Origin of the sequence: Crenobacter oryzisoli, from assembly GCF_030385785.1 — a bacterium.
In the GTDB taxonomy this organism is placed as follows: Bacteria; Pseudomonadota; Gammaproteobacteria; order Burkholderiales; family Chromobacteriaceae; genus Crenobacter_A; species Crenobacter_A oryzisoli.
Window position 1 is genome coordinate 16,098 of sequence record NZ_JAUEDK010000047.1, and the last position, 17,462, is coordinate 33,559.

At 61.9% G+C, this 17,462-nt stretch carries 19 protein-coding genes; 11 read left to right on the forward strand and 8 right to left on the reverse strand.

The features are described from left to right. Nucleotides 1-47 precede the first annotated feature (47 nt). Nucleotides 48-1,046 (forward strand): AraC family transcriptional regulator, encoded by a 999-nt coding sequence (locus tag QU481_RS18990; protein WP_289831570.1) that lies wholly within the window; start codon nucleotides 48-50, stop codon nucleotides 1,044-1,046. 279 nt (nucleotides 1,047-1,325) lie between these two features. Here QU481_RS18990 and QU481_RS18995 read toward each other — a convergent pair whose 3' ends face one another. Beyond that, nucleotides 1,326-2,222 (reverse strand): LysR family transcriptional regulator, encoded by an 897-nt coding sequence (locus QU481_RS18995; protein ID WP_289831571.1) that lies wholly within the window; start codon nucleotides 2,220-2,222, stop codon nucleotides 1,326-1,328. A 97-nt stretch (nucleotides 2,223-2,319) separates the two neighbouring features. On the opposite strand from QU481_RS18995, the gene glaH (QU481_RS19000) reads away from it, so the two are divergent. Together glaH (QU481_RS19000) and QU481_RS19005 are read left to right on the forward strand one after the other, a co-directional pair. Continuing rightward, nucleotides 2,320-3,249, forward strand: coding sequence for a glutarate dioxygenase GlaH (gene glaH, locus QU481_RS19000; RefSeq protein ID WP_289831572.1), 930 nt, complete (start codon nucleotides 2,320-2,322; stop codon nucleotides 3,247-3,249). An 86-nt stretch (nucleotides 3,250-3,335) separates the two neighbouring features. Further along, the gene (locus QU481_RS19005) at nucleotides 3,336-4,565 is read left to right on the forward strand and encodes an alpha-hydroxy acid oxidase (RefSeq protein ID WP_289831573.1); all 1,230 of its coding nucleotides are present in this window, start codon (nucleotides 3,336-3,338) and stop codon (nucleotides 4,563-4,565) included. Between the two features lie 85 nt (nucleotides 4,566-4,650). Here the strand turns inward: QU481_RS19005 and QU481_RS19010 are convergent, their stop codons facing one another. Further along, on the reverse strand, nucleotides 4,651-5,127 hold the full coding sequence (locus tag QU481_RS19010; protein ID WP_289831574.1) for an alpha/beta fold hydrolase: 477 nt from the start codon (nucleotides 5,125-5,127) through the stop codon (nucleotides 4,651-4,653). A gap of 142 nt (nucleotides 5,128-5,269) precedes the next feature. On the opposite strand from QU481_RS19010, the gene QU481_RS19015 reads away from it, so the two are divergent. Continuing rightward, complete coding sequence (locus QU481_RS19015; RefSeq protein ID WP_289831585.1) at nucleotides 5,270-5,449, forward strand: Lrp/AsnC ligand binding domain-containing protein; 180 nt, start codon at nucleotides 5,270-5,272, stop codon at nucleotides 5,447-5,449. 211 nt (nucleotides 5,450-5,660) lie between these two features. Here QU481_RS19015 and QU481_RS19020 read toward each other — a convergent pair whose 3' ends face one another. The 4 genes from QU481_RS19020 to QU481_RS19035 all read right to left on the reverse strand — a co-directional run bounded on the left by QU481_RS19020 (nucleotide 5,661) and on the right by QU481_RS19035 (nucleotide 8,746). Next, the gene (locus tag QU481_RS19020) at nucleotides 5,661-7,019 is read right to left on the reverse strand and encodes a glutamine synthetase family protein (RefSeq protein ID WP_289831575.1); all 1,359 of its coding nucleotides are present in this window, start codon (nucleotides 7,017-7,019) and stop codon (nucleotides 5,661-5,663) included. A 4-nt stretch (nucleotides 7,020-7,023) separates the two neighbouring features. Beyond that, nucleotides 7,024-7,212, reverse strand: a complete 189-nt coding sequence (locus tag QU481_RS19025) for a hypothetical protein (RefSeq protein WP_289831576.1) — start codon at nucleotides 7,210-7,212, stop codon at nucleotides 7,024-7,026. A gap of 11 nt (nucleotides 7,213-7,223) precedes the next feature. Further along, nucleotides 7,224-8,168, reverse strand: a complete 945-nt coding sequence (glaH, locus tag QU481_RS19030; RefSeq protein ID WP_289831577.1) for a glutarate dioxygenase GlaH — start codon at nucleotides 8,166-8,168, stop codon at nucleotides 7,224-7,226. Nucleotides 8,169-8,395: 227 nt separating this feature from the next. Further along, complete coding sequence (locus QU481_RS19035) at nucleotides 8,396-8,746, reverse strand: DUF3870 domain-containing protein (RefSeq protein ID WP_289831578.1); 351 nt, start codon at nucleotides 8,744-8,746, stop codon at nucleotides 8,396-8,398. A gap of 668 nt (nucleotides 8,747-9,414) precedes the next feature. Here QU481_RS19035 and QU481_RS19040 point away from each other — a divergent pair. Both QU481_RS19040 and QU481_RS19045 read left to right on the forward strand, forming a co-directional pair. After that, complete coding sequence (locus QU481_RS19040) at nucleotides 9,415-10,737, forward strand: MFS family transporter (protein WP_289831579.1); 1,323 nt, start codon at nucleotides 9,415-9,417, stop codon at nucleotides 10,735-10,737. 241 nt (nucleotides 10,738-10,978) lie between these two features. Further along, nucleotides 10,979-12,322 (forward strand): MFS transporter, encoded by a 1,344-nt coding sequence (locus QU481_RS19045; RefSeq protein WP_289831580.1) that lies wholly within the window; start codon nucleotides 10,979-10,981, stop codon nucleotides 12,320-12,322. A 68-nt stretch (nucleotides 12,323-12,390) separates the two neighbouring features. Here QU481_RS19045 and QU481_RS19050 read toward each other — a convergent pair whose 3' ends face one another. Then, nucleotides 12,391-12,624: a hypothetical protein gene (locus QU481_RS19050; RefSeq protein WP_289831581.1), complete on the reverse strand. Its 234-nt coding sequence runs from the start codon at nucleotides 12,622-12,624 to the stop codon at nucleotides 12,391-12,393. 300 nt (nucleotides 12,625-12,924) lie between these two features. Here QU481_RS19050 and QU481_RS19055 point away from each other — a divergent pair, with 300 nt between their 5' ends. Both QU481_RS19055 and cysS read left to right on the forward strand, forming a co-directional pair. Further along, on the forward strand, nucleotides 12,925-13,566 hold the full coding sequence (locus tag QU481_RS19055; RefSeq protein ID WP_289831582.1) for a DedA family protein: 642 nt from the start codon (nucleotides 12,925-12,927) through the stop codon (nucleotides 13,564-13,566). Nucleotides 13,567-13,776: 210 nt separating this feature from the next. Beyond that, nucleotides 13,777-15,168, forward strand: coding sequence for a cysteine--tRNA ligase (cysS, locus tag QU481_RS19060; RefSeq protein ID WP_289831583.1), 1,392 nt, complete (start codon nucleotides 13,777-13,779; stop codon nucleotides 15,166-15,168). A gap of 171 nt (nucleotides 15,169-15,339) precedes the next feature. On the opposite strand, the gene QU481_RS19065 is transcribed toward cysS, so the two are convergent. Beyond that, nucleotides 15,340-16,290, reverse strand: coding sequence for an MBL fold metallo-hydrolase (locus QU481_RS19065; RefSeq protein ID WP_435382731.1), 951 nt, complete (start codon nucleotides 16,288-16,290; stop codon nucleotides 15,340-15,342). A 2-nt stretch (nucleotides 16,291-16,292) separates the two neighbouring features. Here QU481_RS19065 and QU481_RS19070 point away from each other — a divergent pair, with 2 nt between their 5' ends. The 3 genes from QU481_RS19070 to QU481_RS19080 all read left to right on the forward strand — a co-directional run. Further along, nucleotides 16,293-16,613 (forward strand): ArsR/SmtB family transcription factor, encoded by a 321-nt coding sequence (locus QU481_RS19070; RefSeq protein ID WP_289829721.1) that lies wholly within the window; start codon nucleotides 16,293-16,295, stop codon nucleotides 16,611-16,613. A 10-nt stretch (nucleotides 16,614-16,623) separates the two neighbouring features. After that, complete coding sequence (locus QU481_RS19075; protein WP_289829720.1) at nucleotides 16,624-17,055, forward strand: YeeE/YedE family protein; 432 nt, start codon at nucleotides 16,624-16,626, stop codon at nucleotides 17,053-17,055. Nucleotides 17,056-17,064: 9 nt separating this feature from the next. Then, nucleotides 17,065-17,462, forward strand: a 398-nt coding sequence (locus tag QU481_RS19080; RefSeq protein WP_289831584.1) for a DUF6691 family protein, incomplete at its 3' end; no start/stop codon positions are given.

The window sequence follows — 17,462 nt, forward strand, 5'->3', positions numbered from 1 at the left end:
CAAGTACAATAGATTGAGAATCCAACGAGCTTGAGGCGAGGAACGCAATGGAAACGATGATTCAGGCCGCCACGCTGACCGGTTACTTTCAGGTAGCGTTCAAGCACGGGATCAATTCGCTGGAGCTACTGCGCCAAGTAGGGATCGATGCCGTCTTGTTGACCAGCCCGGAGCATCGTCTACCGGTTACGGCGGTGTGCGAGTTGTTGGAACGTTCGGCCGCCGTAAGTGGCTGCACCACCTTCGGGCTGGAAATGGCGGAGCTGCGCCAGAAACGCGATGTGGGGGCAATCGGCCTACTGCTGGCCCATAAGCGCACGCTGCGCGAGGCATTGCTGGCAGCTCAGCAATACCGCCACCTGCTCAACGACGCGCTTGGCCTTTATATAGAGAATGCCGGTGATACCGTGGTGATCCGTGAGGAGATCATTTCCGACGCACCACACCGGGCACGGCAGGCGACCGAACTGGCGGTGGGCGTGTTGACCAAGATCTTCCGTGCTCTGCTCGGCCCGAACTGGCACCCGCGCAGCGTCAACTTCACCCACCCGGAACCGGCCGACTCTCGCATGCACCGGAGCTTCTTCGCGTGCCCGGTGCACTTCAGCAGCGAGTTCAACGGCATCGTCTGCAACGCGGCTGATCTGGATGCACCCAACCCGGCGGCCGACTTGGCGCTGGTACGCTACGCTGAGAGTCTGGCCGCACCGCTTAACGCTGCCAGTCCGGACTCGCTGGTAGCCGATGTACGCAAGGCGGTCTATCTGCTGCTGCCATTGGAACAGGCCAATATCGATAAAGTGGCGCAGCACCTGCACATGAGCACGCGCACCCTGCAGCGCCGACTGGATGATTTGGACGTGGATTTTTCCGCCGTGCTGGCCGGCGTGCGCCATGAGCTGGCGGTGCGCTATCTGAGTAATCCGCGCTTTTCGCTAGGTCGTATCGCCGCTCTGCTCGGCTATGCGCGCCAAGCCTCTTTCACGCGCTGGTTCAGCGCGCGCTTCGGCATGACGCCGCGCGCTTGGCGGGCGACAAGAATATAGCCGTCGGAGACTGCTGGGGGGCAGGGAGGGCGACGCAATGGTAGGACACCTCCAACTTCGCGGGGGAATGAGCAGGGCAGTGTCGTTCTGCACAAGCAGTTGGCCTGCTATTAAGTGGCCGCCTTCTTTGCCAATCTACCACCCTGTCTGTTCATGGGGGCGTGTGGTAGCACTCACTGTTGGTCAGAAAGTTGGCCGCCATGGGCCAAGAACGAATCGTTCAATAGCGGGATGAGAGAACAGTACCGGAATGCGCACGGGCTCTTGTCACGATGACGGCTAACGGCCGGGAAGAGTCAAGGATTCTTCCACAAAAGCGCGGACAGCAGGGGACAGTTCACGTCTTCTGCTGGCCATTGCTAAATGAACGGAAAAATCAAAATCCGTGATGGGTCTGAAGCAAATGCCGGGTTGGGTAAAATTCCGCATTGATTCAGGTACTACCACGATGCCGTAACCCGCAGAAGCCAGGCTAATCGCAGCGATGAAGTCCTGAACGCGATGCTCCAGGAACGCCAGGAAGCCTCCGGCTGCCCCCAAGGCGGATAAAACCTCACCGAAGCCCTCATCCTCATCGAACTGTGGGGAGATGAAGGACTCATCTTTCAGGTCGTTAGCGGACAGTGTGGATCTGGCCGCCAAGGGATGGTCATTAGCCATGGCAACCAGCAGACGCTCGGTTTGTACGATGGTAGCCGTAAGGCCAGATGGGTATTCTCGACGAGGCCTCACAATACCCACGTCGATTTCGCCGCTGCTCAGCGCTTCGAATTGCCGCGGTGTTTCCATAGCGACAACCTCGATCCGAACATTCGCATGGGTGATGCGAAACTGGCGCAGCATCCGCGACAGCACGCCGCTACTTACGCCAGAAGCGACGAAACCGATTCGCACAATGCCGGCAAGCCCTCTGGCCGCGAGCCGCCCGACCTGGTCCGCGCGTTCGATATGCCTCAATGCGGCAACGGCCTCGGCATGGAATAAACGTCCTGCATCCGTCAGTGTCACCGGCTGGCGTTTGTTCCGGTTCAGAAGGCGGATGCCGATGTCTTGTTCCAGGCGTTGAATCTGGGCGCTAAGAGCCGATTGAGCGACGTTCAATCGATCCGCCGCTTTGGCAAAGTGCAGCTCCTCCACTACCGTGGTGAAGTACCTCAACTGACGAGCATCGATCATTTGATCTCAAATAACGAATAAAATTTACGAATTACACTATGGATGTTATCAAAAAAAAGGGCTGAAATGGGGACCAGGAACTACACTGGAGAACACCATGGAAGCCCTGCACGCTGAAGCAACCTCCACAAAACAGCAACAACCGTTTCACCTGTCCCCGCATCCTGACCATCATCGGATCATGCATGTGACGGTTGACCCGCAGGTGCTTGCCGCGTTCCTGCAGGACTCTCGCGGCATCGATGTTCAGAATCTCGAATATGTTCCTTTCATGCGCTATCACCTCGCCGATCTGCTCGTTAAGCACTTGGGCCAGGATTTCGCCCGTACCTTGGTCGATCTGGTCAAGGATCGTCGGCATGGTGGCTTTACCATCGGCCTCCAAGACCTTTCGCAAGATCCTTCCGACTTCGTCAAGTTTGGTACTGCTGTCGGTCATATCCTTGGTCCAGGCAACCATGATGCAATGTCGGGGACCTTTTACGCGCGCTTCGTGGTAAAGCACACTGACAACAGCGACTCTTATCTTCGCCAGGCGTACCGCCTGTTCACGCTGCACACCGACGGCACGTTTGTTAGCGAGGCAACGGACTGGCTGTTGATGATGAAATTCGGCGAGCGCAACGCGACGGGTGGCGAATCGAGGTTTTTGCACCTCGACGACTGGGAGGACTGCGAGCAGTTCGTGAATCACAAGCTTGGAACCAAGCCCTTCCTCTATAAGGCCCCAGGTTCCAAGAATGTTGCTGAGAGGGTAGAGCGCCCGGTCTTCTTTCAAAGTGAATTCGGTTTGTCGATGTCTTTCATCGACCAGTTCGTGCAGCCTCGCAACCGAGAAGAAGCCGCGTATCTCCACGCGCTTTCAGCATCGATGGAAGCGTCGGCCAGCACGAAGGAAGTCGTCCTGCCGGTTGGTGAGCTGGTCGTTCTGAACAACTATTTTTATCTGCATGGGCGAGCGCCTTTCCAGCAAAATGAATCCCTCTTCCGGGAGTTGATGCGACAACGTGGCATGTTCGCACAATGAAATAGCCGGCGTTGCCTACCCCGCATAACCAAGTTCGGGTATGCGGGGTAGGCGGCTATCTGACGAAGTAGGGTGTGGGAAGAACGATGAAAGATTACTTAGACGGCCGGCCAATTCTGCCGGCAGCGCAACCAAGCCAAGCTGCGTACGGGGTCAAGAACGATCTCCCCCGCCGGCTTCGCAAGATCCTCTCACTGGCCGACTTTGAGCGGGCTGCACGTGGCTACCTCCCGCGTCCCTTGTTCGGCTATATTTCTGGCGCAGCTGAGGACAACCTCTCCCTCGCGGCAAACCGAGCCTCGTTCGAACGCCTGAAGTTCTGCCCCAAGGTGCTTGTCGACGTGTCGCGTCGCTCACAGAAAACAACCATCTTTGGTGAGAGCTATTCGTCGCCCTTCGGCATCGCTCCGGTCGGGATCAGCGCCATCTCGGCCTATCGAGGTGATGTCACGTTGGCTCGGGCGGCGCAGGACGAGCATATCCCCGCCATCATGAGCGGCTCCTCGCTGATCCCTATGGAAACGGTGCATGCAGCCGCACCGGGCACATGGTTTCAAGCCTATCTGCCTGGTGACACCGCGCGCATCGATGCGCTGATTGACAGGGTCAAGGCCGCTGGCTTCTCGACGCTCGTCATCACTGTCGATATCCCGGTATGGGCCAACCGGGAGAACAACGTACGCACAGGGTTCTCCCTGCCTTTGCGTCCATCGTTCCGCCTGGCAATGGATGGCATCTCCCGGCCTCGTTGGCTGCTTGAAACCTTCCTGCGGACCCTGGTCAAGCATGGGATGCCCCATTTCGAAAACTCCTTCGCGACGCGCGGCGCGCCCATGTTGTCTGCTTCGGCCATACGCGATACCACCGGGCGTGACCACCTTTCATGGCCAGACATCGCCCGGATACGCGAGCGTTGGCGTGGAAATCTGGTGATCAAGGGCATCCTCCACGCCGACGATGCAAGGCGCGCCGTCTCAATTGGTGCGGACGGGATCATCATCTCGAACCATGGCGGGCGCCAATTGGACGGTGCTGTGGACCCCTTGCACGTTTTACCTCAAATCTGCGACGCGGTTGGAGACAAGACAGTCGTGATGATGGATAGCGGTATCAGGCGTGGCGGAGATGTTCTAAAGGCGCTCGCGCTCGGCGCGCAGTTCGTATTTGTGGGGCGCCCGTTCATGTATGCCGCCGCTGTTGGGGGCGAGCCTGGTGTGCGACACGCAATCAGCCTCCTCAGAGACGAAGTGGACAGAAACATGGCAATGCTTGGTGTGCCCACGATCGGTGAAATTGACGTCGGCATACTGACCTGAGCAGACAGGGCAGGAATTCGTCATTGAGGGCGGAGGAGGCAGTGGCCTTTCAAGGCCGAGTGTCATCAACGTGAGCTTGGGGGTATCAGGGATGATACCTGTCAATGAAGCCGGCTACGCGTTTCGCCTCCCAGTCCTCCTGCTCGCGATGAGGGACATGCCGCGTGTCCGGCGGCATGATGTCCATCTGCGAAGGACCACGGACCCAACGCGCGATCTTCTCGGGGGGCAATGTGGAGCCATATTCATCCTCGCGGCCATGGATGACCAGGGTCGGGCAACTTACCTGTGACAGAGGCTCGGTCAGCGACCAGTCCGAGAATTCTGGCGACAGCCAGGTGTCGATCCAGGCGCTTAATACCCAAGCTGTTTTCTCGCCGTGATACCGCTGCAGTCGCTCAAATGGCTGCGGCTGCTTGAACTGTTCTTTCGCTTCGAGAATGCCGGCAAGCGTTCTGTCTTCCACAAAGGCCTGGGCGGATTCGGTGATCAGGGCGTCACACGCTGAGGCAAACCTCGCCGCCCCCTGTGCTCGGCCAATACGCCAGGAAAAGTGCGTCATAACTCGATGCATCCTAGTGAGTCGTGAAATAGGACGATAGGCGATGGTCTAGCGGGGTCGGGGCCGTGGGTGAGGGGTTGCCAGCAGCGTGCCAACAGGTGTTCTTCCCCGGTATCGACCCAGCGGTCTTCGATTGGATGCGGTGGATGATTCATCATTTCCCTCAGAGCCTGTTTACGATCTGCTACGTGTCGTCGCGGCGGATCTGGATGACTATCGGCAGTTTCAGGTCGAGCATCTCCCCCGGATAAGAGGGGTACAAAGCGTCAAGACCGAAATCCCGATGCAGAAGATCAAGCTGACCTCGGAGATCCCGGTGTGATGGCGAACATTCTTCGGCGCCGATGGCACACCGGGCCCTAGAGCCCTTTCGACTAGTGCTTGGGCGCTAAGCCCTCATCAAGAGAGTGCGACAAGGTAGGACCTTTACATAAACACCCCGGCAAGCGGGGTGTTCGTTTATGGCGGCTCAAACCCCGCGTGTCATCCAGCTTGGGAACAGCAACGGCGTCGTCGGCGCGCGTCCATCGGGGTCAGGCTTGGGTGGCGAGATAGCGCCGCTCCCATGGCGTGACTTCCAGCAGATAGCTCTCCAGCTCCACCTCCTTGGCCGCGATGAAGGCGGCGGCAAACTCGTCGCCCAGTAGCTTGCCCGGAATGTCGCTGCTCGCCATCCGCTCGAGCGCGCTGTCGAGCGAGCGCGGCAGCTCGGGGCGATCGTCACGGTAGAACACATTGCCTTCGGCGGGCGCGGTCGGCTCGAGTTCGTTTTCGATGCCGTACAGGCCCGCAGCCAGGCTTGCGGCCAGCGCGAGGTAGGGGTTGGCGTCGCAGCCGGGCAGGCGGTTTTCGATGCGGCGCGCCTCGGGCCCGGATAACGGCACGCGCAGGCCGACCGAGCGGTTGTCCAGCCCCCACGACAGGTTGACCGGCGCCGCCATGTTCTTGGTGAAGCGCCGGTACGAGTTCACGTAAGGCGCCATCAGCGGCATCAACGACGGCAGGCAGGTCTGAAGGCCGGCGATGTAGTGCCGGAACAGGGGGCTGTCCTCGCCGTCGGCCTGGCTGAACAGGTTGCGACCGTTCTTCAGGTCTACAAGGCTCTGGTGGATGTGCATCGAGCTGCCGGGCGCTCCGGCGATCGGCTTGGCCATGCAGACCACGTAGAGGCCGTGCTTGAGGCCGGTTTCGCGCAGTGCGTACTTGAACAGGAAGGTCTGGTCGGCCAGCTCCAGCGCGTCGTCGTGCTTGAGGTTGATCTCGAACTGGCTCGGGCCCAGCTCGTGCACGAAGGTATCTCCGTGGATGCCGAGCTTGTCGAGCGCGCCGTGCAGGTCGTCGAAGAAGTCGGCGAACTCGTTGAGCGCGCCGAAGCTGAACGCCGAATGGCCGATTTCGGTGCGGCCGCAGCGCGCCGCAGGCGGTGTGAGCGGCTGGCTCGGGTCGGGGTTGGGCGCGAGCACGTAGAATTCCAGCTCCGGCGCGACGACAGGCTGCCAACCGAGGTCGGCGTAGCGCTTGAGCACCGTCTTGAGCACGCTGCGCGAGGCGATCGGCGTGAGCGTGCCGTCGAGGTCGTGGCAGTCGTGGATTGCTAGCGCGCGCCGTCCACCTGCGGCCCACGGCACCAGGTGCAGGCGCTCGTAGTCGGGCACAAGCCGCATGTCCGGGTCGCGCTCGCCGTAGACGCGATAGTCGGGAAAGTCGCCGACCACCGTGTGAATTGCCACTGCCCGCGCCACGCGCAGCTCCTGCCCGGCGGCGAAGGCGGCGGCCGGCAGCACCTTGCCGCGCGGATAGCCGTTGAGATCGGGCACCAGGCATTCCACCTCGCGGATGCGGTGCTTTTCCAGGAAGGCCGCGACATGGCTTGGGACGGTAGGCTTGCTCATTTTTTCATTCCTCATGATGCGCCTCAGTGCCGGGGAGTGGGGCATGGGCGGCGATATGACGACCGATCTCGATCGACACGGCGACCGTCGGCGAGGGGGCGTTGCACACAGGGATGCTGCGGGCGCCCTTGATAATGTGGAAATCGGCGAAGATCCCGCCGCCGATGAGCGCATGGTCGTATGGCTTGGCCATCCAATGTGTTCCTAGGTCTGGGCGAACCTGCCACGCTGGCGCATCAGTTCGCGATGCAGCTCCGGGTGCCGCTCGAATGGGGCACGTCCGTGCATCCAGAAGCTGTTGTTCAGTACGATGAGGTCGCCGACCGGTAACGGGATCGCGGTGGTCGCCGGCGACGCTTCGAGCGAGGCCGACAGGCGGCTCAGGTAGTCGGCGTGCTCGATGGTTTCCGGGCAGGCGAACTGGTCGATGAAGCAGATGCACGGCTTGTCGTTGTCCTTGAAGAAGGTCGGGCGCTGTACTTCCTGCGCGATGTTCTTGCTCGGCGGCGACTTGTAGGTGAACGCGTGCGACGCGAGCGGGTGCTCGCCGAACGCTTTGAGATCCTCCCAGTCGTCCAGGTGCAAGAGACGCGACTCGCCGCCCGACGCGTTGCGCTCGTCGAATTTCATCATCAGCAGCCAGTCGGTCGCCTCGTCGACGAAGGTGCCGTCGGTATGTAGCGTGAACAGTCGGTAGGCCTGGCGCAAGTAGGAGTCGCTTCCATCGGTGTCCTTCACGACGAAACGGGCGTAGTAGGTGCCCGACATCGCGTCGAAATTACCCGGCCCGATCAGGTGGCCGATCGCGGTGCCGAACTTCACGTAGTCCTGGTGATCGGTCGTCGCGCCTTCCACGCCGATGGTGAAGCCACCCGAGTCCCGGTCGTGGACGATGGCACGCAATGCGTCGAGCAAGCCGTCGCCGGCGAGTTCGGCAAGGCCCTGTGCCAGCGTGAAGCGCGCATACGGCACGTATTCGAGGTGCTGGCTGCTGAACTCGGCGAAGCGGGCGAGGAATGCCGCGATCACCTCGGCCTGCAAGGTGACGTGATAGAGCCGCGGGTGGTGCGGGTGGGCGTCGATGCGGTAGCCGGTGCGTTCGGCGTAATGGCGGGTCTGGCGTGCCAGTGCGGATTGCTGCATATCCATGAGACTCTCCTGTCCAATTCGAAGATTAGGTACTGGACGGGGTGCCGGCTTCTTTGTCTGAAGCGCGTGCGTACTGCCTTGTGTCGCCGGTTGCTCGGCGTAGGGCAGCCCCACAGACAAGGCTTGTGATGGTGCGATGCGCGGGAAGCCGGCCCGGCTAAGGGCGGCGAGCGCATCGGGTGCGACAGGTGGCCGGCTCGCACCAAGCCAGGGATTGTTGGGGCTTGCTAGCTGGCCTCGACGGCCACTGAGCCGAATGTCTGCCGGTGGCGCTCGACGTTGATCTCCAGGTCTTTCAACGCGGCTACCAGTGCCGACGCCGCGCGTCCGATATAGCGGCGCTGCACCTGGGCGATCGGTTCGGCCATGCCGCCGAGCAGGCTATAGCCACGCAGCAGATCGCCGACGAAAGCACGGCCGTGTTCGGTGGCCAGCGTACAGGATGCCTCGATCACCACCGCGTAGCGGGAGTCGACTTCGACGGTGATCGACAGCGATTCGAAGACATTTTGCGCCGCCATGCCCTGCGGCAATCTGGCGTGCCCTGCGAAGAACAGCGTCTGTGCGGTGTTTCTCATCGAATTCTTCCTCGGTTTGGCTGTGCCCCCGAAAGGGTTCATCGTCGACGGCAAGGCCAGTGTAGGGCCGCAGCCAATGGGGGGCCATATACAGGAAGAGGTCGGGTTGGACCGCACTGTTAGGGTCGGGAAAGCAGTACAGCGGAGAGGAAAGGCCCGCTCGCGACGGCGTAAACAGGGTTTGCCTGATTGTGCAGTGCTTCATGTTGGCTGAATGGCGGTTGGTAGCGGCACGGGCGCGCGGTCACGCGTGGGGGGGCGCTTCGCAATGCTGCGTTGCAGCGTCGTCCGGTGCGGTGATCGCGCACTAATTCCATTTGCGCCCTTGTTCGGAGCAAATGGGAATCTCTATACTGTTCGCACATCGTTCATGGGTGCGATTATCGAACAAAATAGTCGGTGGCTAGTGGCGATGTGATCCTGCTGTCATCTGTCGGCGTATCCGACAACGAGCAGGGCATGCATGGCTTCGCTACGATCAAACCAGGGTCGGAGCATGCAGCGGACCCCCGAACCTCACCGACGGTGTTGATCACGGCAGCCGCCGGATCCACTGAGGCTCGCTTTGAGGGGCGGCCAACGTTGGGTGAGGGCTGATCCACTATGAACCGGTGTTCTTCGATTGCTAGTCCGGTCGACCGGGCAGCGCATCAAGGAGGGGGCAGAGCATGAGTGCAACGCTGGATCTGCAGGATACGCGGCGGCGTATCTTCGCAATCGTCGGGGCATCGTCGGGCAATCTCGTCGAGTGGTTCGACTTCTACATCTATTCGTTCTGCGCGATTTACTTCGCTCATGCGTTCTTTCCGACCGGTAACGCCACCACCGAGCTGCTCAACACTGCCGGCGTGTTCGCGGCGGGCTTCCTGATGCGGCCGATAGGTGGCTGGCTGTTCGGCCGTATCGCCGACAAGCACGGCCGTCGTATCTCGATGCTGATCTCTGTGTGCATGATGTGCGCGGGCTCGCTGGCGATCGCCGTGATGCCGACCTATGCCACCATCGGCGCGGCCGCCCCGGCGTTGCTCTTGGTGGCGCGACTGTTCCAGGGGCTGTCGGTGGGGGGCGAATACGGCACCAGTGCCACCTATATGAGCGAGGTGGCGCTTGAGGGTAAACGCGGCTTTTACGCCTCATTCCAGTACGTGACGCTGATCGGCGGGCAGCTGCTTGCGGTGCTGGTGTTGGTGATTCTGCAGCAGATGCTGAGCGACGCGCAGCTGAAGGCCTGGGGCTGGCGCATTCCCTTCGTGATCGGTGCGCTCACCGCCGTGGTGGCCGTGTACCTGCGCCGCGCGCTCGACGAGACCAGCAGCGCCGAGACTCGCCATATGAAGGAGGCGGGCACGTTGCGTGGCCTGTTCGAACACAAGCGCGCGTTCATCACCGTGCTTGGTTTCACCGCCGGCGGCTCGCTGATCTTCTACACCTTCACTACCTATATGCAGAAGTACCTGGTCAACACTGCGGGGATGCCGGCGCGCACCGCCAGCGCGGTGATGACTGGGGCGCTGTTCGTTTACATGCTGATGCAGCCGCTGTTCGGTGCCTTGTCCGATCGCATCGGCCGGCGCACTTCGATGATCTGGTTTGGCATCCTGACCACGCTCTGCACTGTGCCCATCCTGCGCGCGCTCGGTGGCGTCACCAGCCCGTACGCGGCGTTCGGCCTAGTGATCGCGGCACTCGCCATCATCAGCCTGTACACCTCGATCAGCGGGCTGATCAAGTCCGAGATGTTTCCGCCCGAGGTGCGTGCGCTCGGCGTCGGTTTCTCATACGCGATCGCTAATGCGCTGTTCGGTGGCTCGGCCGAATACGTGGCGCTAGGCCTCAAGTCGGTAGGGATGGAATCGAGCTTCTACTGGTACGTGACGGTGATGTGTGCGGTGGCGCTGTTCTTCTCGGTACGCATGCCCGACCCGCGGCGTCACGGCTATCTGCGCGACGAGGTTCCACCGCTCGACACAGCGCACGAAGCAGGGCGTTGATCCATTCGGTCAATCTGCGGGCCACGACCATCCCCGTATTGCAGTTTCCGGCCGGGTCCGCCCGGCCGGCTTGTCCAAAGCGGCAGACACAAGCCGCTCGTCTCACAACAAGCCAAGCGCGAGGCCGCCGCGAAAGAGCGGCCCGCCCGGCACCTAGGAGAATCATGATGAGAAAGCCTCTGTGTAGCCCTGTGCTGCATGCCGAACCGTGCCTGACTCATGGCGACGCGGGGAGGGATGCATGAGCGCCAGCCACACCATCGACGTGCAGGACTTCATCGACCGTCAGCGTTTCTCACCATTCCAGTGGCTGATCCTCGTGCTGTGTTTTCTGATCGTGGCGGCCGACGGTTTCGACGCCGCTGCGGTAGGCTTCATCGCGCCGTCGCTGGTGCAGGAGTGGGGCGTGGCCAAGTCGGCGCTCGGCCCGGTGATGAGCGCGGCGCTGTTCGGCCTGGCGATCGGCGCGCTGACCGCCGGGCCGCTGGCCGACCGGCTGGGCCGCAAGCTGGTGCTGACATTGTCGGTGCTGTTCTTCGGTGCGTGGAGCTTCGCGTCGGCCTTTGCTGGTTCGATCGAGCAGCTGACGGTGCTGCGCTTCCTGACGGGGCTTGGGCTGGGCGCGGCGATGCCCAATGCGGTAACGATGATGTCGGAGTACGCACCACAGCGTATCCGCGCCATTGTGGTCAACACCATGTTCTGCGGCTTTCCGCTAGGGCAGGCGGTCGGTGGCTTTGCGGCGGCCTGGCTGATTCCGCATCACGGCTGGCATAGCGTGCTTCTGGTTGGCGGCGTGGTGCCGCTGTTGCTGGCGGCGTTGCTAATGCTGGTGTTGCCAGAGTCGGTGCGCTTTATGGTGATACACCGGCAGCCGAGCGAGCGCATCGCCCGAGTTCTCGAGCGCATCGCGCCGGGCCAGCTCGCAGGCGTCAGTAGTTTCATGGCCGCCGAGCAGCAGGCGGGTGACGGCGGCTCGGCGTTGGGTCTGGTGCTGTCCACCCGCTACCGGCTCGGCACACTGATGCTGTGGCTGACCTATTTCATGGGGTTGTTAATCTTCTATCTATTGACGAGCTGGCTGCCGACGCTGTTCAAGGGCGTTGGGTTCTCGATCGAGAAGGCGGCGTTGATCACCGCACTGTTCCCGCTCGGCGGCGGGGTAGGCACGATCTTCGTCGGGTGGCTGATGGACCGCTGCAACCCGCACCGGGTGATCGCCGCCACCTACGCGCTGACTGGGGCGCTGATCTTCGCGGTCGGGCTGGGTACTGACAATCTGTGGCTGCTCGGCGTGCTGATCTTCCTTGCCGGCACGGCGATGAACGGCGCGCAGTCGTCGATGCCGACCTTGGCGGCCGGCTTCTACCCGACGCAGGGCCGGGCGACCGGCGTGGCGTGGATGCTGGGCGTCGGCCGTTTTGGCGGCATATCTGGTGCACTGATCGGTGCCGAGATGATGCGCCTGGGCTGGGGCTTCGGCACCATCTTCAGCATCCTGGCGATACCGGCGCTGATCGCCGCCGTCGCCTTGCTGATCAAGGCAAGCCGTGGCCGCCGGGCCGAACAGCTGGCGCTGTCCTAAGAGCCTGTTCAAAGTCTTTTTGAAGAGCCCGCCATCAGGCGGGTTTTTCGTTTGGCTTGCGCCCGGCGTCACCGAACACTCGTTTTGCCGTGGTGTTTGCCGCCCACGGCGTGGACTATCGTTTCGTCGATCTCCTGAGCCAGGCTGAATAGGCTGAGGGACGACAAGGCCTGATGTTTCAATTGCTTGAGTTGGGCTCCACCCGATGCGGTGCTCCCGATCAAGGCCACGACAATGGCGATCGTCGCCAGCCCCAGCCCCAGCCCCAGCCCCAGCCCGACTTGCTTCCTACCCAACTGCATGACTTATTCCTTTTATGATGCCGTACGCGAGCCTGCCTGCTTGGTGGCATGCAGCAATGCTATTCGATGTTTCTTAAGCGCGGCTTAGAGTCAGTTCACGATCTACTGCGCTCGGGTGACCTGCGTTGAAATGTCGCTCAACATGCTTGTCGACTCGATCGCCGAGCCGAGGCCGCCGGCAGCGCTTTCAGCGACACTTAAGTGAGATTTAAGCCGAATTCCGCTATGCTGCGCCATCTCCGCCCAGTTGCGGTCCGCATCGACTCACTCGCATCACGCATTTTACTCTCAGGGAGAGACATGGACTTTGTCATGGGGCTGATCCAGTTCGCCTTGCACCTCGACGTGCATCTACAGGCCTTGTGTCTGCAATACGGGCTGTGGATTTACGGGTTGCTGTTCCTGGTGGTGTTCTGCGAAACCGGCCTGGTGGCAGCGCCGTTCCTGCCGGGGGACTCCCTGTTGTTCGCCAGCGGCGCACTTGCCGCAGGCGGAGCGCTCGATCCGCATCTGCTGGTGTTGACGCTGGTGAGCGCAGCGTTTCTCGGTGATAACACCAACTACTGGGTGGGCCGCCGGCTCGGCCTGAAGCTGTTCGCCAATCCGCAGTCGCGAATCTTCCGGCGCAGCCACCTGGAGCGTACCCAGGACTTCTTCGCGCGCCACGGCGGCAAGACCGTCGTGATCGGCCGCTTCCTGCCGATCTTGCGCACCTATGTGCCGTTCGCCGCCGGCACCGTCGCCACCCCGTACCGATCGTTCATGGGGCTGTCGTTCTTCGGTTCCTGCTGCTGGGTGCCACTGCTCGTCTACGGTGGTTTCCTGTTCGGTAACCTGCCGATCATCGCGAAAAACTTCTCGCTGCTGGTGATGGGCATCGTGGTCGTGTCCATGTTGCCGCTGCTGATCGGCGCGCTGCGGGCGCGACGGCTCACGTCTTGAGGGGAAGTGGGGCGCTTGCTTGACCCGCCGCGAAACACCCGATTAGGATATCGATATGACTACTCGTTCGTTTGCCTCCCTTCTCGTTGCACCGCTGTGTTGTCACACGCGGCCGAGGGGGCATGACGCCTAGCGTCTGCATCGATCGAGTTCGTCCCACTGGCCGCCGCGTTGAAAAACCGGCGGCTTTTGTCATTTTGGGAGCCGCCAATGAGCCTGATCCTGTACGACACCTACCAGCGCGCGCTGCGCCCGTTCGTCCCGATCCACGCCGATCACGTCGGGCTCTACTGCTGCGGGCCGACCGTGTACGACTACGCCCACATCGGCAATCTGCGTACCTACCTGTTCGAGGACCTGCTGCGCCGCGTGCTCGAATTCAACGGCTACACGGTCCGGCATGTGGTCAACATCACCGATGTCGGCCACCTGGTGTCCGATGCCGACGAGGGCGAGGACAAGATGGAGAAGGGCAGCCGCCGTACCGGCGAGTCGGCCTGGGAGATTGCCGAGCGCTACACGCGGGCGTTCCGGGACGACGTGGCCGCGCTCAATCTGCTTGAGCCGACCATCTGGTGCCGCGCCACCGGGCACATTGCCGAGCAGATCACCTTCATCGCCGAGCTGGAGCGCAAGGGCTATACCTACCGCACCGCCGACGGCGTGTACTTCGACACCAGTCGACAGGACGACTACGGCTACCTGGCGCGGCTGGACCGCGACGGCCTGCAGGCGGGCAAGCGCGTCGAGCTGGGTGACAAGAAGATCCCGACCGACTTTGCACTGTGGAAATTCAGCGCGCCGGACGCGCAGCGCCAGATGGAATGGGACAGCCCGTGGGGGCGCGGCTTTCCGGGCTGGCACATCGAGTGCTCGGCGATGTCGGCCAAGTACCTGGGGCCGTGGTTCGACATCCACTGCGGCGGTGAGGACCACATCGCCGTCCACCACAGCAACGAGATCGCCCAGACCGAGGCCTGCCACGGCACGCGGCTGGCCAATTTCTGGATGCACGGCTACTTTCTGCAGCTGGACGACGCCAAGATGTCGAAGTCGAACGGCGGCTTCCTGCGGCTAGCGACGCTGCGCGAGCGCGGCTTCGATCCGCTCGCGTACCGCTACCTGTGCCTGACCGCGCATTACCGTAAGCAGCTGAACTTCAGCTGGAAAGCGCTGGACGCCGCGCAGACCGCGCTTGCCCGGCTGCGCGAGGCGTATTCGCGGTGGCCCGCCGGTGGCGAGCCCGATGCCGGGCAGATCGAGCGCTTCACTGCCGAGGTTAACCAGGACCTGAACCTGCCGCGTGCGCTGGCCGTGGTGTGGACGCTGGTGAAGAGCGATCTGCCGGATGCGGTGAAGCGGGCGACGCTCGATCGCTTCGAGCCGGTACTGGGTTTGCGCTTGGCGAGCTGGAAGCCGATGGTCGCGGCGATTCCCGCCAGCGTCCACAGTTTGGCTGAGCGGCGCCAGATGGCGCGTGCGGCCCGTCAGTGGGCGGAGGCGGATGCGTTGCGGGCCGAGATCGCCGTGCTGGGCTTTGATGTCGAGGATACGGTGGGCGGCTTCAGGCTGAGCCCGACCGCCTCAACGGCGCAGGTGTGATAGCTGGGATGACGACTGGATAGGTCAGGGTGGCGGGCTGGTGTCGTGTCTATCCAGTCGCCGGCCCCGAGTCGGCATCCGCATCCCAGCTCGTCACCCTCGGCATGCAGTCGTGCCAGCAACAGCAGCATTGCGCGCACCAGTGCCAGCATCATGACCTCCTTACGGCCCTCATAGGGCGTTGAGCGGAATCTTCAAATAGGACACCCCGTTGGCTTCGGCCGGCGGCAGGGCTCCGGCACGGATATTGATCTGCACCGAAGGCAGGATCAGTGCCGGCATGTCGAGCGTAGCGTCGCGCGCCTGACGCATGCCCACAAACATGGCTTCAGTGATCCCATCATGGATGTGAATGTTATTGCGGCGCTGCTCTGCCACCGTGCTGACCCAGGCCGGCGCCCGTCCGTTCGGCGGATAGTCGTGGCACATGAACAGCCGTGTCTGCTCGGGCAAATTCAGCAGGGCGCGGATCGAACGATAGAGGAGGTGTGCATCGCCGCCGGGAAAATCGCAGCGCGCGGTGCCGACATCGGGCATGAACAGGGTATCGCCGACAAACACCGCGTCACCAAGCTGATAGGCCATATCGGCCGGGGTATGGCCGGGAACGTACCAGGCCTTAGCTTCCAGGGCGCCAATGGCAAATGTCTCTCCGTTTTCGAACAGATGGTCAAACTGTGAACCGTCCGGCAGAAAACCGGCCTCGAGATTGAACAGCTGCTTGAATACCTGCTGGACCTCACGGATATGTGCGCCGATGGCGATGTGCCCCCCGGCCTGCTGTTTCAGGTAACGCGCCGCCGACAAATGATCGGCATGGGCATGCGTCTCGAGGATCCATGCCAAAGACAGCGCATTGGCTTGCAGATAGGAGAGCACTTGGTCGGCCGAAGCGGTGCGCGTACGTCCTGACTTGGGGTCATAGTCGAGCACCGGGTCAATCACGGCGGCATGCCCGCCGCGCTGGTCGAACACAATGTGAGTCACGGTTCCGGTAGTCGGGTCGTAGAAGCTTTCGATCTGGCCTTGCATGCTCTGCTCTCCTGATGGGGTGATTTCATTATATTGATAAACATAATGTCTGCAAATATAATGAAATTGATCTCGATCAACAGGACGCACCAATGACCCCTACCGCCCCAGTCATTGCCATCGACCGGCTGCGTGCCGCGGCCGGTGATGCGACCGCATTGCTGCGAACCCTCGCCCACGCGGACCGCCTGTTGTTGCTCTGCCAGCTCAGTCAGGGCGAGCGCTCGGTCAGCGAGCTGGAAGCATTACTGGGGATTCATCAGCCGACGCTGTCGCAGCAGCTTGGCGTGTTGCGCAACGAAGGGCTGGTCAGCACCCGGCGCGAGGGCAAGCGTATCTTCTATGCGGTCGCCGACGACAAGGTGCTCGCCCTGCTTGGCACCTTGTACGCGCTGTTTTGCCCGAAAGATTAAGGAACCCACTATGCATATCGACTGGAGTCATTTCACCCCGTGGACGTCGCTCGCCGGCGGATTGCTGATTGGCCTGGCCGCAGCGTTGTTTGTGCTGTGTAACGGCCGCATTGCCGGCATCAGCGGCATTGTCGGCGGCTTGCTGCGCCCCAGTCGGGGCGAGGTGGGTTGGCGCCTTGCTTTTGTGTTCGGCCTCGTGCTGGCACCACTGGCGTACTCGCTGGTTGCCGTTCTGCCTGCACGCCGAATCGACGCCAGCATCACGCTACTGATCGTGGCCGGGGTGCTGGTGGGGCTTGGCACCCGCTACGGTGCCGGCTGTACCAGCGGCCATGGCGTGTGTGGCCTGTCGCGGCTGTCGCCACGCTCGCTGGTCGCGACGCTCGCGTTCATGGCGAGCGGCTTTGCGACGGTCTTTATCGTGCGTCATCTGATTGCCTAAGGAGAGAAAATGATGGCCGTACTGTTTTCCTGGCTGGCCGGACTGCTGTTCGGCGTGGGGTTGATCCTGGCCGGCATGGCCAACCCAGCCAAGGTGCTTGGATTTCTCGATCTGGCTGGCGCCTGGGACCCGTCGCTGGCGCTGGTGATGGGAGGCGCAATTGCGCTTGGACTCGGTGCCTTCACGCTGGCCAAGCGGCGCACGCGTTCACTGCTTGGCCTGCCGATGCAACTGCCAAGCAACCGCAAGATCGACCGCCGCCTAATGCTGGGCAGCGTGCTGTTCGGTATCGGCTGGGGACTGGCCGGCATTTGCCCGGGCCCGGCCCTCGTCTTGGTCGGTGCGGGTGAAGGCAAGGGCGTGCTGTTTGTGCTGGCCATGCTGTTCGGCATGGCACTGTTCGAGGT

Excerpts from the sequence above, each read along its gene's own strand:
- QU481_RS19050 (WP_289831581.1), bottom strand. The coding sequence starts at position 12,624 with ATGCAGTTGGGTAGGAAGCAAGTCGGGCTGGGGCTGGGGCTGGGGCTG.
- QU481_RS19055 (WP_289831582.1), top strand. The coding sequence starts at position 12,925 with ATGGACTTTGTCATGGGGCTGATCCAGTTCGCCTTGCACCTCGACGTG.
- QU481_RS19005 (WP_289831573.1), top strand. The coding sequence starts at position 3,336 with ATGAAAGATTACTTAGACGGCCGGCCAATTCTGCCGGCAGCGCAACCA.
- QU481_RS19010 (WP_289831574.1), bottom strand. The coding sequence starts at position 5,127 with ATGACGCACTTTTCCTGGCGTATTGGCCGAGCACAGGGGGCGGCGAGG.
- QU481_RS19070 (WP_289829721.1), top strand. The coding sequence starts at position 16,293 with ATGACCCCTACCGCCCCAGTCATTGCCATCGACCGGCTGCGTGCCGCG.
- QU481_RS19040 (WP_289831579.1), top strand. The coding sequence starts at position 9,415 with ATGAGTGCAACGCTGGATCTGCAGGATACGCGGCGGCGTATCTTCGCA.
- QU481_RS18995 (WP_289831571.1), bottom strand. The coding sequence starts at position 2,222 with ATGATCGATGCTCGTCAGTTGAGGTACTTCACCACGGTAGTGGAGGAG.
- glaH (WP_289831577.1), bottom strand. The coding sequence starts at position 8,168 with ATGGATATGCAGCAATCCGCACTGGCACGCCAGACCCGCCATTACGCC.
- QU481_RS19075 (WP_289829720.1), top strand. The coding sequence starts at position 16,624 with ATGCATATCGACTGGAGTCATTTCACCCCGTGGACGTCGCTCGCCGGC.
- glaH (WP_289831572.1), top strand. The coding sequence starts at position 2,320 with ATGGAAGCCCTGCACGCTGAAGCAACCTCCACAAAACAGCAACAACCG.
- cysS (WP_289831583.1), top strand. The coding sequence starts at position 13,777 with ATGAGCCTGATCCTGTACGACACCTACCAGCGCGCGCTGCGCCCGTTC.
- QU481_RS18990 (WP_289831570.1), top strand. The coding sequence starts at position 48 with ATGGAAACGATGATTCAGGCCGCCACGCTGACCGGTTACTTTCAGGTA.
- QU481_RS19045 (WP_289831580.1), top strand. The coding sequence starts at position 10,979 with ATGAGCGCCAGCCACACCATCGACGTGCAGGACTTCATCGACCGTCAG.
- QU481_RS19035 (WP_289831578.1), bottom strand. The coding sequence starts at position 8,746 with ATGAGAAACACCGCACAGACGCTGTTCTTCGCAGGGCACGCCAGATTG.
- QU481_RS19025 (WP_289831576.1), bottom strand. The coding sequence starts at position 7,212 with ATGGCCAAGCCATACGACCATGCGCTCATCGGCGGCGGGATCTTCGCC.
- QU481_RS19020 (WP_289831575.1), bottom strand. The coding sequence starts at position 7,019 with ATGAGCAAGCCTACCGTCCCAAGCCATGTCGCGGCCTTCCTGGAAAAG.